A 13,313-nucleotide genomic window follows, 5' to 3' on the forward strand; every position below is an offset into this window, starting at 1 on the left:
TCTTACTACTTTTGGTATCGGAAACAGGTTGCAGGCAGATGGCTACCGTACTCGATTACGATATAAAATTCCTGCCCGGCGTGGGGGAGAAGCGCGCGGGGGTGCTCGCACGCGAGCTGGGTATCCGTACGTTCGGCGACCTGCTCTACTATTTCCCGTTCCGGTACGTCGACCGCACGAAACTTTTCCGCATAGGCGATATCGGGCCCGATGCGCCCGCCTATATTCAGGTGCGGGCCCGTGTGACCGGGATGGCTTACGAAGGGGAGGGGCGCAAACGGCGGTTGCGCGTCTTCGTTTCGGACGGTTCGGGCACGGCCGATTTGGTGTGGTTCAGCGGTACGAAGTGGATAGAGAAACGCATCGAGGCGGGGCGCGAATACATCGTTTTCGGGCGGCCAGCACTGTTCCGCGGCGAACTCTCCTTCGTCCATCCGGAAATCGACCTCGTCGAAGCATTGGTGAACCGGCCGGGCGGCGGGCTGCAGGGAGTGTACAGCACTACCGAGAAGCTCTCCGGTGTCCAGCTCGGTTCCAAGGGGATTTACAAGCTCGTCTGCAATCTGTGGGAACAGGTGCAGGGGCATATTACCGAGACGCTGCCGCCGTCGGTAGTCGCCGCCCACGGTCTGCTGCCGCTGGGGGAGGCGCTCCGCAATATCCATTTTCCGCAGTCGCAGGAGCTGCTCCGGCAGGCGGAGTACCGCCTCAAGTTCGAGGAGCTGCTGGGTATCCAGCTCGCTATTTTGTCGCGGCGCGTCACCCGTACCACTGCAGCCGATGGCTTCTTTTTTCCCCGCGTGGGGGAGTTTTTTAATGGGTTTTACCGGACGAAGCTCCCCTTCGAGCTGACCGGAGCCCAGAAACGGGTGGTAAAGGAGATACGGGCCGATACGGTCACGGGGCACCAGATGAACCGTCTCCTGCAGGGCGACGTGGGGAGCGGCAAGACGCTGGTGGCGCTTATGGCCATGCTGTTGGCTGCCGACAACGGTTTTCAGGCCTGCATGATGGTACCCACGGAGATACTGGCCCGCCAGCATTTCGCCTCGATAACGAAGATGGTCGAGGGGGTGGGCGTGCGGGTGGCGGTGCTGACCGGTTCGACGAAGAAACGGGAGCGCGACGGGATACTCGAAGAGCTCGCTTCCGGAGGACTCCACATTCTTATCGGTACCCATGCGCTTATCGAGGAGCGCGTGAAGTTCGACAACCTCGGGTTGGTGGTCATAGACGAACAGCACCGTTTCGGCGTGGAGCAGCGGGCACGGATGTGGACGAAGAACAGCCGACCGCCCCACGTACTCGTGATGACGGCAACACCCATTCCGCGCACGCTGGCGATGACACTCTATGGCGACCTCGACGTTTCGGTGATAGACGAGCTTCCGCCCGGCCGTAAGCCCATCCTTACCCGGCACCTGTACGATTCCCAGCGCATGAAGCTTTTCGGTTTCTTGCGCAGTGAGATAGCCCGCGGTCGGCAGGTCTATGTGGTCTATCCGCTCATTAAGGAGTCCGAGAAGATGGATTACAAGGATTTGTACGACGGGTTCGAGACGATGTCGCGGGAGTTTCCCCTGCCGCAGTACCGGCTGTCGGTCGTTCACGGCAAACTGCCGGCCGAGGAGAAGGAGGAGGGCATGAGGGCGTTTCGCGAAGGGACGACGCAGATAATGGTCGCCACGTCGGTCATTGAGGTCGGCGTGGATGTGCCGAACGCCACGGTGATGGTGATAGAGAGTGCCGAGCGTTTCGGACTCTCCCAGTTGCACCAGCTTCGCGGTCGTGTCGGGCGCGGCGGAGAGCAGTCCTATTGCATCCTGATGAGCGATGACCGGCTCTCGCGCGAGGCGCGGGCACGGCTCGACGCCATGGTGGAGACGAACGACGGTTTTCGTCTGTCCGAGCTTGACCTCAAACTCCGCGGTGCGGGTGACATAGGGGGGACCCAGCAGAGCGGCACGGCTTTTGAACTCAAAATCGCATCGCTGGCCAAAGATGCGGCGGTGGTGGAGTATGCGCGGCGTGCGGCGGAAGAGATATTGGCTGCCGACCCTTCGCTGACCCTGCCGGAGAATGCCCTGCTGGCCAGGCTGAAGGGGCGGTACGTGAACCGGGGAGAGACGGATTTCGGGATGATTTCGTGATTTGTCGCTTCCGACGGTACGGATATATGCGGGAAAACGCTATCTTGTGTTTCGATTGAAGCCTGTTGCGCGAGAGGGCGGATGGCCGCGGCGGTTTGTCCGGCGGAACCTTTCCTGCGTAAACGGCAGATTGATTTATGATTACCGGAATGATAGGGAAAATAGCGATGTTTGCGGCGGTCGTCTTCTGCTGGATGACCGGCCGGGCGCAGGATGACCGGACGACTCCCGCCTTCGGCGGCGGGGAGCGGTTGGTCTATACGGTGAGTTACCGGGCCGCCATGTGGCCGAATACGGATATGGGTACCGTCGTATTGACCGTGGACGAGGATGAGGCGGACGGTGTACCCGCTTTGCGGATAAGTGCCCGAGCCACCGTCAAGGGCATGTTCAGTTGGTTCTATAAGCTCGACGACCGTTACCACAGTTGGCTGCGCAGTTCGGATATGCGGCCGGTGAAGGCCGAGGCTGAACTGTTGGAGGGGGATTACCGCTTTTCGAGCGCTTTCGTCTATGATTGGGACGAAGGTGTCTCCTACAATGCTTTCCGCGACCACCGGAACCCGGAGGCTACAGAGGTCGCCGTGGAGCTCGCGGGCGAGGCGATGGACGGCATATCGCTCTTTTATACGCTCCGGATGCACGATATAGCGGCGTACGAACCGGGGCAGTCGAAAACGCTCGCCCTGCTGCTGAAAGATACCGTACGATTCATCAAATATACCTATCATGGCCGGGAGGTCAGGGAAGTACGGGGGCTCGGCAGGGTCAATACGCTGAAATTCTCCTGCCAGCTTGTGAACGATGTGGCCGACAGTTTCGAGGAGGGCAGCGAGTTCTTCGTATGGATATCGGACGACGGCAACAAGGTTCCGGTTTTCCTCGAATCGCCGCTGAGGGTGGGAAGTGTCCGGGCCCGTCTGGTAGAATACGGGGGACTGATGTACGATTCGGGGGCGCTTTGATGTTTTTGGTTGGCGCCGCTGAGGCGCGCCGGAACTGTGGGCCGGGTTACCGTCCCGCAACCGCTTTTGGTTTTCGGCGAATATATTTATTTTTGTTTCGGAAAATCGGCTTTGCCGCTGCGGGTTGGGCTTTTCCAATCGAATAATCGTTATATTTGTGCGGAAGCGCGGCGCCCGGAAAACCTGGAACTGCGAATATTAATCTTAAATATTTTATCTTATGGCAGAAGAATATAACAGTCAGGGAGACAATGCGCCCGAGCGTACCTCCAAGTCCATCAGGGGATACCAGATAGTGATTATCCTCCTTGTGGTAGTGTTGGGTGTATTGGCATTCATCTATTTCCGACAGGTGAAGAGCCTGAAGGCCGAAGCGAAGGCCGAGAAGGCGATACTTGAGGAGAATATCAATGACCTCATCGTGGACCTGGACAATCTCAAGGTCGATAACGATTCGATAAGCTATAATCTCGGTGTAGAACGGCAGCGGGCTGATTCGTTGATGGAGCGTCTCCAGAACGAACGCAACATCAACCGCGCTACCATCCGCAAGTACGAGAAGGAGCTCGGTACGATGCGCGACATCATGCGCCATTACGTCAAGCAGATAGATTCGCTCAACCAGCTTAACCGGAGCCTGACGCAGGAGAACGTGGCGTTCCGTCAGCAGGTGAACGACGAGCGCATCCGTGCGCAGGCGGCCGAAGAACGTGCTTCGGAACTCTCCAACCGGGTGAAGGTAGGAGCCATCGTTCGGGCGAGGGATATCGTCCTGACCGCGCTGAACTCCAATGACCGGGTCGTACCGCGTGCTTCCCGCGCCGAACGGCTCCGGGTGGATTTCATCCTGACCGCTAATGACCTGGCTACACCGGGCGAACGGAATGTCTATGTGCGCATCACCGGCCCGGACGGCTATGTCCTTGCGAGCGACATCTCCTCGCTCTTCGACTACGAAGGCGACAAACTGACCTATTCGGCGGTACGCGAGATAGATTACCAGAACAAAGACCTTGAAGTAGGCCTCTATTATAACGGTGCCGGAATTACCAGCGGCACTTATCGGGTTGAGGTCTATATGGACGGTTACATGATAGGTACGACCGAAGCCTATCTGAAGTAATCTTTCGGTATCGGTAAGTGTGCGGCGGCCCTTTTCGGGGCCGCCGCAGTCGTTTCGGGGGCCGTATTTGCAATGGCCGGCTTGCGGGTTCCGGATGCGGTCGGGTGGGATTGCTCCGGCCCACCGGAGCGAAATGGCGGGAACGGAGCCGTATGCCGGGTCGGGTACGTGTCTCAGGCTGGAGTCGGACGGAATGGATGTGCCTGCCGCGGGTCCGGACGGTATTGCCGGTGCAGTAGGGAGGGCCCGGAATGCACGGTGCTTTTTGTTGCCGTCTCCTTGGCGTTCGGTTCGGCACATTCCGTCCGTTGCTGCTCCCATGCGGCGTGGGCGTGTGCCGTAAGGGTGTCGTGTCCCGGTGATGATGCGGTGGACTCGGCAGGGAAAATAAGAGAAGGGGTACCGCGTGCGGTGCCCCTTCTCTTTCCGTTCGTCGGCCGGTATGCGTTACTCCAGCTTTTCCCAGACGAGGTCTCTGCCGAACATGGGCTTTCCGATATACCCCCTGACCCGGAGCTCCTGCGGACCATCGAATTCCGCCTGTACGTCGTACACTTTGCCATCGACGGGGTTGTATATCGTACCGCCCGTCCATCGCTCCTTTTTCGCATCGTAACGCAGACCGCGCACGAGTACAATGGCGTCGGCACGGCCGCTCCGCAATGCCGGGTCGGGATTGAGCAGGTCGAGCCGGGGATTCCCCGCTTCGTCGTTGGGATGTTCGAGCCAGATGATGCGTGCCTCGTAGGTGTCGCCCGTCTTGTATATCCGTACCTTGGAGAGTTCGTGCGTGGTCTCTCCCTCCACTTTGTAGATACCGAGAATTCTGTCGGCCTCCTGTGCCGAAACGCTTCCGGTTGTGGTGCATACTGCCGTAGCGAGCAGAAGCATTGTGATGAACCTGTTCATGGCTGTATTGTGACGTGTTTCTGCGAAGAGAAGCTCCGGAGCGGGCTCCTGTCCTTATTTAAGGAAAAATTTGCGTTGAAAGAGAATGATATAGAATACCGCTACCGTGATGTAGCTGTCGGCTATGTTGAATACGGGACTGAAAAAGGTGAACTCCCTGCCGCCTATCAGCGGCATCCAGTCGGGCCAGGTGGAGTTGATGATGGGGAAATAGAGCATATCCACTACTTTGCCGTGCAGGAACGGTGCGTATCCCCCTCCTTCCGGAAAAAGTGTGGCGGCCGCATAAGGTGTTGATTCGGAGAAGATAAGGCCGTAAAAAGCACTGTCTATCATGTTGCCTATCGCCCCGGCGAGTATCAGGGCCCCGCCGACGAGTACTCCCGTGGGAGCCGCCTTTTTGACGAGCCGGTGCAGATACCATGCGATGAGCACGATGGCCGCGATGCGTATGAGGCTCAACAGCAGCTTACCCCAGGTTCCGCCGAGCTGCATGCCGAATGCCGCCCCGGGATTTTCGATGAAGTGGATGATGAACCAGTTGCCGAAGACCGGAATGCTCTGATAGAGTTCCATGTTCAGTTTGACGGTGAATTTGACCGCCTGGTCTATGACGAGCAGCAGGACGATGAACAGGGTGAGCTTCGTGTTCGTGGATGGTTTGCAGCGCATGGTATGTTTCGTTTTCTGAGTAAGGCCGCCTACGGCATCCGCAAATATAGTAATATATTCGCTGAAAAGCATGGTACGGGTCGGTCGGCTGGCCGGTATGCGGCGGCGGAACCTGTATTTTGGCGAGATGGAGGGACCGGAACAGGAGATGCGAATCGGTCGGGAGGCTGCTTCTTTGTCCCGCACTTCGGTGTCTGGGCCGGTTCGCGTATGTTGAAGGCCGTACCGAATTGCATTCATGCAATTCGGTACGGCCTTTCATCGTGGGGGAGTATGCCGGCCGTTGTGTCAGATGCCGCAGCGCGACTTGATATAGTGGTGGTGCGGGCCGAAACGTTCGAAAGCGGCACGGTCGAGTTCTTCGCGGCTCGCCGGGTCGGCGATGCTTATCAGCAGACGGGCGCGTTCCTGGAGGCTCTTGCCGTAGAGGTTTACCGCTCCGTGTTCAGTCACTATCCAGTGTACGTGCGCACGGGTGGTCACCACGCCCGCCCCTTCGGCCAGAACGGGAACAATCTTGCTGATGCCCTTGTTCGTGACCGACGGCATGGCCACGATGGCTTTGCCGCCTTCCGAACGGGAGGCGCCGTAGATGAAATCCACCTGTCCGCCGACGCCGGAGTAGAAACGCGTACCGAGCGAATCGGCGCATATCTGTCCCGTAAGGTCGATTTGCAGTGCCGAGTTGATGGCCGTCACCTTGGGATTCTGGGCGATGATGAAGGGGTCGTTGGTGTATCCGACGTCTTTCATCAGTACGCCGGGATTGTTGTCAATGAAGTCATAAACGCGGTGCGAGCCCATCAGGAAGGTGGAGACCATCTTCCCTTTGTCTATCTTCTTGTTGGCACCGTTTATCACGCCCGATTCCACGAGGGGCAGTACGCCGTCGGCGAACATTTCGGTGTGTACGCCGAGGTTCTTGTGGCTGCCCAGCTGCGACAGCACCGCATTGGGGATGGCCCCGATGCCCATCTGGAGGCACGCTCCGTCTTCGATGAGCGCTGCGCAGTTGCGGCCTATGGCGCACTCCAGGTCGTTCGGTTCGGCGAAGTGCTCCTCGATGAGCGGCGTGTCGTCCTCGACGAAGAGGTCTATCTGCGAGGTGTGGATGAACGAATCGCCGAACGACCGCGGGACATGCCGGTTCACGACCGCGATGACCGTGTCGGCGCACTCCACGGCCGCCAGCGTGGCGTCTACCGAGGTGCCGAGGGAGACGTAGCCGTGTCTGTCGGGAGTCGAGACCTGTATCATGGCCACGTTGCACGGCAGGATGCCGTCCCGATAGAGGCGCTGCGTCTCGCTCAGGAAGACCGGTATGTAGTCGGCGAAACCCTGTTGGGTGATGTTCCGGACATTCCCTCCCACGAAGAACGAGTCGAGCTGGAAAATCCCTTCCATTTCGGGGACGGCGTAGAGGGCCTCGCCCTCGGTGTGGAGGTGATGGATATGGACGTGCTGCAACTCCCCGGCCTCGCCCCGTGCCGTCATCGCACGGACGAGTATCTGCGGTACGCTGGCGACGCTGCTCAGGTGGACGTGGTCACCGGATTTGATGACTTTCACCGCCTCTTCGGGTGTCGTGAATCTGATGGGATGGTTCATGGTTGCAATATGTTTTGTTGTATCGGTCGAAGGGGTGCGGAGGCTGCGGCTTTCTGTGCCGCAGAAGGTTTTTTCCGGCTTTTTGTTACGATTTGTAAACTTCGTCAGCCAAAGATAAATATTTTTTTCCTTATGGGTTGCTCCTACATTAGAATTCATTACATTTGCGGATGAATATTGGGCTTATTTACCGGATGCCGGGACATGGTGCTTGAAGCCGTGTTCCGCGTATTGTCACGTATGACGCAAGTTAAGTGAATTTGATATATAAATCAACTACTAATATTTAAAAAACCAGGGAACTTAAGGTACGTGGGCGTACGCTGAAGGTTCCCGTTGCTTTGAAGGCATTATGGAAAACACAAGCATTACGGAGAGGGATGACGTGGTTATCCGGTTCTCCGGGGACTCCGGGGACGGAATGCAGCTGACGGGCACTCTGTTCTCCGACACCGCGGCCCTGCAGGGCAACGGCATTTCGACTTTCCCGGATTATCCTGCCGAAATTCGCGCACCGCAGGGAACTGTGGCCGGTGTATCGGGATTTCAGGTACATTTCGGCGACCATCCGGTACAGACACCGGGTGACTATTGCGACGTGCTGGTGACCATGAATCCGGCCGCCCTGAGGGCTAACGCCTGCTGGCTGAGGAAAGGCGCCACGGTAATCATCGACGGCGATACGCTCGACGAGAAGAGCGTGGCCCGTGCGGGATTCACGACGGGTGACCCGTTCGCCGAGCTGGGAATAGAGGATTACAACATCATCGTCGCCGACATCACGACCATGACTAAAGAGGCCCTCGCGGGGCTCGACCTGGATGTGAAGAGCGTCGTGAAGTGCAAGAACATGTTTGCGCTGGGCATGTGCCTCTTCATGTTCAACAAGCCGCTTGAGCATGCCGTGGAATATATCAACAACAAGTTCGGCAAACGCAATCCGGTCGTTGCCGAGGCGAATGTCCTCGCGCTCAAGGCCGGTCATAACTATGCCCACAATACGCATGCGTTCGCCAATACGTACGACGTGCAGCCTGCCGACCTGCCCAAGGGTCGTTACCGCAGCATCAACGGCAACCAGGCGACGGCATGGGGATTCATCGCCGCTTCCGAAAAGAGCGGCCGGCCGCTCTACTGCGGTTCGTATCCCATCACCCCCGCGACCGTCATTCTCGAAGAACTCGCCAAGCGCAAGGACCTCGGCGTGAAGACCGTACAGTGCGAGGATGAAATCGCCGGCATTTGTACGACCATCGGGGCTTCGTATGCGGGCCACTTCGCCGTGACCACCACCTCCGGTCCCGGCCTTTCGCTGAAGTCCGAGGCCATGGGTCTGGCGGTAATGACTGAGCTTCCGATTGTCGTCGTGGACGTACAGCGCGGCGGGCCTTCCACCGGCCTTCCGACCAAGACCGAACAGGGTGACCTGCTGCAGGCGCTCTGGGGCCGTAACGGAGAGTGTCCGATGATAGTCATTGCGGCAAGTACTCCGTCCGACTGTTTCCATTACGCTTTCATGGCCGGCAAGCTCGCCATGGAACACATGACGCCGGTCGTGCTGCTTTCCGACGGATTCATCGCCAACGGCAGCCAGCCTTGGAAGATACCCTCCATGAAGGATTATCCCGAAATACATCCGCCGGTAATCAGGGAGCTGCCGGAGGACGAAAAGACTTTCCTGCCCTACAAGCGCGACGGACTGCGGCTGGCTCGCCGTTGGGCATTCCCCGGTACGCCCGGTTTGGAGCACCGCATCGGCGGTCTGGAGAAGGATATCTTGAAGGGGTCTCCGTCGCACAACCCGCAGAATCACCAGCGGATGGTGGAGCTGCGTGCCGAAAAAGTGGCCCGCGTGGCGGACTTCATTCCCGAACAGGAGGTGCTGGGCGACCGGGAAGGCGACCTGCTCGTCGTCGGCTGGGGCGGTACCCGCGGCCATCTCGAATCGGCCGTGAAGGAGATGCGGGCGGCAGGGAAGAAGGTTTCCCTCTGCCACTTCAACTACATCAACCCGCTGCCGCACGGCGTGTACGAAATCTTCTCCGGATTCAGGAAAATCGTGGTATGCGAGCTGAATGAAGGACAGTTCGCCAACTACATGCGCATGTCGTTCCCGCAGTTTGGGTATGAACAGTTCAACAAGGTTCAGGGGCTTCCGTTCACCAAGGAGGAGCTGGTCGATAAGTTTAACGAATTATTGGAAAAGTAGTCATGAGCGAACTCAAATATACGGTTGCGGACTTCAAGAGCGACCAGGAAGTTAAGTGGTGTCCCGGCTGTGGCGACTATGCCGTGCTGAGCGCCATTCAGAAGGCCATGCCGCAGATAGCCGCCAATGCCGATGTGGACCATTCGCGTTTTGCGGTGGTCTCCGGTATCGGCTGTTCGTCGCGTTTCCCCTATTACGTGAGCACATACGGTTTCCACGGCATACACGGCCGTGCCAACGCCATCGCTACGGGTCTCAAGACGGCCAACCCCGACCTGAGCGTCTTTGTGATGACGGGCGACGGCGACTCGCTCGCCATCGGCGGCAACCATTTCATCCACTCCATCCGCCGTAACATCGACCTGAACGTGGTGCTGTTCAATAACGAGATTTACGGTCTCACCAAAGGACAGTACTCGCCGACGTCGAAGCTCGGCAAGATTACCAAGACGTCGCCCTACGGTACGGTGGAGCGTCCGTTCAATCCCGGCGAACTGGTGATAGGTGCCCACGGCACTTTCTTCGCCCGTTCGATAGACGCCGAGGTGAACCTGACCACGGAGTGCATGGTGGCCGCTTCGAAGCACGACGGCCTGTCGGTCATCGAGGTGCTGGTGAACTGCATGATATTCAATAACGGTACCCACAAGGCGTTCGCCGGCGACAAGGAGGTGCGGGCGGAACACACCATCACCCTCCGTCAGGGCGAAAAGATGCTCTTCGGCAAGAACATGGACAAGGGGCTGATGCTCGACAACATGAAGCTGAAGGTGGTGACCGTCGGCGAAAACGGCGTGACGCTCGACGACATCCTCGTGCATGACGCCCACGAGAAGGATACGATGGTGCACGTGATGCTGGCCAGCATGAAGTATCCCGATTTTCCTGTCGCGCTGGGTATCATCCGTGACGTGGCGGAACCCACTTACGAACGCGAAGTGGCCCGGCAGATTGCCGAGGTTCAGGCTACGGCGAAGATTAAGAACGTGGACGACCTGCTGAACAGCGGGGAAACGTGGGAGGTCGAATAGCGTAGTGTATTCGGTCCGTTCGGAAAAGCAAGGTTCCGGGCGGCTTGTGAAATACTGGCCGGCGGGCAGGAGTAACTCCTGCCCGCCGCTTTTGGTGTCGGTTCGTTCCATGGCGGGGAAGACGGTACCGCTGCGCAAACATGTGTCGATGCTCGTCCGGTCACCGCATCTGTGCCTCGAGGCTATGGAAGATTTCCCGCATCCGGTCGGCGTCGCCGGAGATGGCGGGGGCGGAGATGGCGAAGGTTCCCCTGTCTATCGGCATGTTGATGCGGGGTACTGCCAGCACGTTGCCTTCGTAAAGGAAGACGATGTGCCGTCCGACGGCCTTGCGGGTGGCGGCTGTCCATCGCTTCTGCTTTTCCGGTTTGACGGTACCCGTTATCTGATAGATGAACGTACCCTCGCCGGAGGGTAGCGAGTCGAGATGCAGTGCGGCGAAGTCGCTGCATGTAACGATGGAGGGGCCGATGCGTGTATCCGGGCCTTCGCCGGAGGTCGTGTACCAGCCGTCCGGCAGGTTGTGCGGAGTGCATGCCGTCAGGATGAAGAGTGCGGCGGCCAAGGAAAGAATGCGGGTTATGGGGCGGTATTTCATGCAGGACATTCGGGCTGACCGGGGTTTTCGGGACGGGAAACGCTTGCTTGTCGGTCGGAAGAGGTGGAATGGTGGTGGGATTGTGTTCCCGCGGCGCCTGTTCCGATGAGGAGTTCCCGGTAGTCCCTCCATCGGCGCAGGACTGTTGCTTTCGGAACGCCGCATGGCGGTTGTCAGGAAAGTTGCTGCATTTCGATGAGTTTGGCGTAGGTGCCCTTGCGGCTGATGAGTTCTGTGTGCGTTCCTTCCTCGGTGATGCGGCCCTGTTCGATGACGATGATTTTATCCGCGTTGCGTATCGTGCTCAGACGGTGGGCGATGACGATGGATGTGCGCCCTTCGAGCAGTGTGTTGAGGGCCTCCTGTACGAGTTTTTCGCTCTCGGTGTCGAGGGCGGATGTCGCCTCGTCGAGGATGAGGATTTCGGGGTTTTTGAGAACGGCGCGGGCGATGCTGAGGCGCTGACGCTGCCCGCCGGAGAGTTTCGCGCCGCGGTCGCCGATGTTCGTCTCCAGGCCGTAGGGAGTCTCTGCGATGAACTGTTCGGCGTTGGCGATGCGTGCCGCATCCATGACCTCTTCGCGCGTGGCTTCGGAGTTGCCCAGGCGGATGTTATTCTCGATGGTGTCGTTAAAGAGTACGGTATCCTGCGCCACGATGCCCATCCGCTCGCGCAGGGAGTGCAGGTCGTACTGTCGGATGTCGCGGCCGTCGATGCGGATTTCGCCTGCCGTCACGTCGTAAAAGCGCGGAATGAGGTCTGAAATCGTCGATTTGCCGCCTCCCGAAGGGCCGACGAGCGCGACGGTCTGTCCTTTCTCTACCGTGAAGCTGATGCCGCAAATGACTTCCCGCTCCTCGTAGGCGAAACGGACGTCGCGGAATTCGATACGTTCGCGGAAGTGGTCGAGCTGTACGGCGTCGGGCGCGTTCCGGACGGAGGTCTCCGTGTCGAGCAGACGCAGGACGCGGTCGCCGGCGGCGATGCCCTGATTGATGGTGGCGAAGGCATCCGTGAAGGAGCGCATGGGGCGGGTTATCTGGGTGAATATGGCGAGGTAGGTAAGGAAACCGCCCGCATCGAGCTTGCCGCCCGTGACGAGGATGCCGCCGAAGATGAGCAGTCCGGCTGCCGCCGCGATGCCGAGGAATTCGCTCATGGGCGAGGCCAGTTGCTGACGGTAGGCGATGCGCCGCGAGATGTCGGAGAATTTGCGGTTGATGTCGTTGAAGCGGCGGCCGAAAAAGGTTTCCGCATTGTATCCCTTTATCACTTTCATTCCCGAGAGCGATTCGTCGAGTACCGAAGTCAGTTCGCCGAACGACTCCTGTACCTCCTTGGCCGAACGGCGCAGGCGTTTCACTATCGTCCCAATCAGCAGCGCCACGACGGGCAGGTAGATGACCGAGAAGAGGGAGAGCTGGACGGAGATGGCCAGCATGGCGACCACGTAGAACAGAATGAGGAAGGGGTCGCGGAAGACCACCTGCAGCGTGTTGGTGATGCAGAACTGCACGACCTGTACGTCGGAGGTGATGCGGGCCATGATGTCGCCCTTGCGTTCGTTGCTGAAAAAACCGAGGTTCATGCTCAGGACGTGTTCGTATACCCGGTCGCGCAGGCGACAGAGCGTCCGCACGCGCATGTTCTCGATAATTCGTTGGGCGAGGTAGCGGAAAAGGTTACTCAGCAGCGAGGCGGTGACGACCACGCAGGCGAGCATTATCAGCACGTCCATGATGTCGTAGTCGCTGCCGAACAGGCGGTAGAGGAGATAGGAGAGCAGGGCGCTGATGTAGTCGGTCAGATGACGTATGCTGAAAACGGGCATCTCGGTAACGGCCTGCAGCGCTCCGTCGGGGGAGAACAGCGAATTGACGATGGGCATTATCAGCGTGAAGGTACAGACATTGAAGAATGCGTACAGCAGCGTGCAGAAAAAATAGGGTATGGCGTATTTCTCTATCGGTTTCGCGAAGCCGAGCAGTCTCCAGTATGTCTTCATCTCTTCCTTAATCTCCTGAACGGAGCAAAAGTAGGTAAAAAT

10 protein-coding genes are annotated in these 13,313 nt (G+C 58.5%); 5 read left to right on the plus strand and 5 right to left on the minus strand.

The genetic code is table 11. The features are described from left to right. Nucleotides 1–38 precede the first annotated feature (38 nt). The 3 genes from recG (at nucleotide 39) to BQ5361_RS10060 (ending at nucleotide 4,238) form a co-directional block, all read left to right on the plus strand. Nucleotides 39–2,150, plus strand: a complete 2,112-nt coding sequence (recG, locus tag BQ5361_RS10050) for an ATP-dependent DNA helicase RecG (RefSeq protein WP_035473580.1) — start codon at nucleotides 39–41, stop codon at nucleotides 2,148–2,150. Nucleotides 2,151–2,287: 137 nt separating this feature from the next. Next, complete coding sequence (locus tag BQ5361_RS10055) at nucleotides 2,288–3,115, plus strand: DUF3108 domain-containing protein (protein WP_052131070.1); 828 nt, start codon at nucleotides 2,288–2,290, stop codon at nucleotides 3,113–3,115. A 220-nt stretch (nucleotides 3,116–3,335) separates the two neighbouring features. Beyond that, nucleotides 3,336–4,238, plus strand: a complete 903-nt coding sequence (locus BQ5361_RS10060) for a hypothetical protein (protein WP_035473583.1) — start codon at nucleotides 3,336–3,338, stop codon at nucleotides 4,236–4,238. A 447-nt stretch (nucleotides 4,239–4,685) separates the two neighbouring features. Here the strand turns inward: BQ5361_RS10060 and BQ5361_RS10065 are convergent, their stop codons facing one another. The 3 genes from BQ5361_RS10065 to BQ5361_RS10075 form a co-directional block, all read right to left on the minus strand. Further along, nucleotides 4,686–5,147, minus strand: a complete 462-nt coding sequence (locus BQ5361_RS10065) for a DUF2147 domain-containing protein (protein ID WP_035473588.1) — start codon at nucleotides 5,145–5,147, stop codon at nucleotides 4,686–4,688. A gap of 54 nt (nucleotides 5,148–5,201) precedes the next feature. Continuing rightward, nucleotides 5,202–5,819, minus strand: a complete 618-nt coding sequence (locus BQ5361_RS10070) for a lipoprotein signal peptidase (protein ID WP_035473739.1) — start codon at nucleotides 5,817–5,819, stop codon at nucleotides 5,202–5,204. 288 nt (nucleotides 5,820–6,107) lie between these two features. Next, nucleotides 6,108–7,427, minus strand: coding sequence for an acetyl-CoA hydrolase/transferase family protein (locus tag BQ5361_RS10075; RefSeq protein WP_035473590.1), 1,320 nt, complete (start codon nucleotides 7,425–7,427; stop codon nucleotides 6,108–6,110). 352 nt (nucleotides 7,428–7,779) lie between these two features. On the opposite strand from BQ5361_RS10075, the gene BQ5361_RS10080 reads away from it, so the two are divergent. Beyond that, nucleotides 7,780–9,636, plus strand: coding sequence for a 2-oxoacid:acceptor oxidoreductase subunit alpha (locus BQ5361_RS10080; RefSeq protein WP_035473592.1), 1,857 nt, complete (start codon nucleotides 7,780–7,782; stop codon nucleotides 9,634–9,636). A gap of 2 nt (nucleotides 9,637–9,638) precedes the next feature. Further along, nucleotides 9,639–10,667 carry a 2-oxoacid:ferredoxin oxidoreductase subunit beta gene (locus tag BQ5361_RS10085; RefSeq protein ID WP_035473594.1) on the plus strand — a complete coding sequence of 343 codons (1,029 nt, stop codon included), beginning with the start codon at nucleotides 9,639–9,641 and terminating at the stop codon, nucleotides 10,665–10,667. Between the two features lie 160 nt (nucleotides 10,668–10,827). Here BQ5361_RS10085 and BQ5361_RS10090 read toward each other — a convergent pair whose 3' ends face one another. Together BQ5361_RS10090 and BQ5361_RS10095 are read right to left on the minus strand one after the other, a co-directional pair. Beyond that, nucleotides 10,828–11,274, minus strand: coding sequence for a hypothetical protein (locus tag BQ5361_RS10090; protein WP_143047559.1), 447 nt, complete (start codon nucleotides 11,272–11,274; stop codon nucleotides 10,828–10,830). 164 nt (nucleotides 11,275–11,438) lie between these two features. Continuing rightward, nucleotides 11,439–13,271 (minus strand): ABC transporter ATP-binding protein, encoded by a 1,833-nt coding sequence (locus tag BQ5361_RS10095; protein ID WP_035473596.1) that lies wholly within the window; start codon nucleotides 13,269–13,271, stop codon nucleotides 11,439–11,441. Nucleotides 13,272–13,313: the final 42 nt, after the last annotated feature.

It is taken from the genome of Tidjanibacter massiliensis, from assembly GCF_900104605.1.
Lineage (GTDB): Bacteria > Bacteroidota > Bacteroidia > Bacteroidales > Rikenellaceae > Tidjanibacter > Tidjanibacter inops.

Bases quoted from the DNA above. Each gene is read 5' to 3' on its own strand.
- recG (WP_035473580.1), top strand. From the start codon at position 39: ATGGCTACCGTACTCGATTACGATATAAAATTCCTGCCCGGCGTGGGG.
- BQ5361_RS10055 (WP_052131070.1), top strand. From the start codon at position 2,288: ATGATTACCGGAATGATAGGGAAAATAGCGATGTTTGCGGCGGTCGTC.
- BQ5361_RS10060 (WP_035473583.1), top strand. From the start codon at position 3,336: ATGGCAGAAGAATATAACAGTCAGGGAGACAATGCGCCCGAGCGTACC.
- BQ5361_RS10065 (WP_035473588.1), bottom strand. From the start codon at position 5,147: ATGAACAGGTTCATCACAATGCTTCTGCTCGCTACGGCAGTATGCACC.
- BQ5361_RS10070 (WP_035473739.1), bottom strand. From the start codon at position 5,819: ATGCGCTGCAAACCATCCACGAACACGAAGCTCACCCTGTTCATCGTC.
- BQ5361_RS10075 (WP_035473590.1), bottom strand. From the start codon at position 7,427: ATGAACCATCCCATCAGATTCACGACACCCGAAGAGGCGGTGAAAGTC.
- BQ5361_RS10080 (WP_035473592.1), top strand. From the start codon at position 7,780: ATGGAAAACACAAGCATTACGGAGAGGGATGACGTGGTTATCCGGTTC.
- BQ5361_RS10085 (WP_035473594.1), top strand. From the start codon at position 9,639: ATGAGCGAACTCAAATATACGGTTGCGGACTTCAAGAGCGACCAGGAA.
- BQ5361_RS10090 (WP_143047559.1), bottom strand. From the start codon at position 11,274: ATGTCCTGCATGAAATACCGCCCCATAACCCGCATTCTTTCCTTGGCC.
- BQ5361_RS10095 (WP_035473596.1), bottom strand. From the start codon at position 13,271: ATGAAGACATACTGGAGACTGCTCGGCTTCGCGAAACCGATAGAGAAA.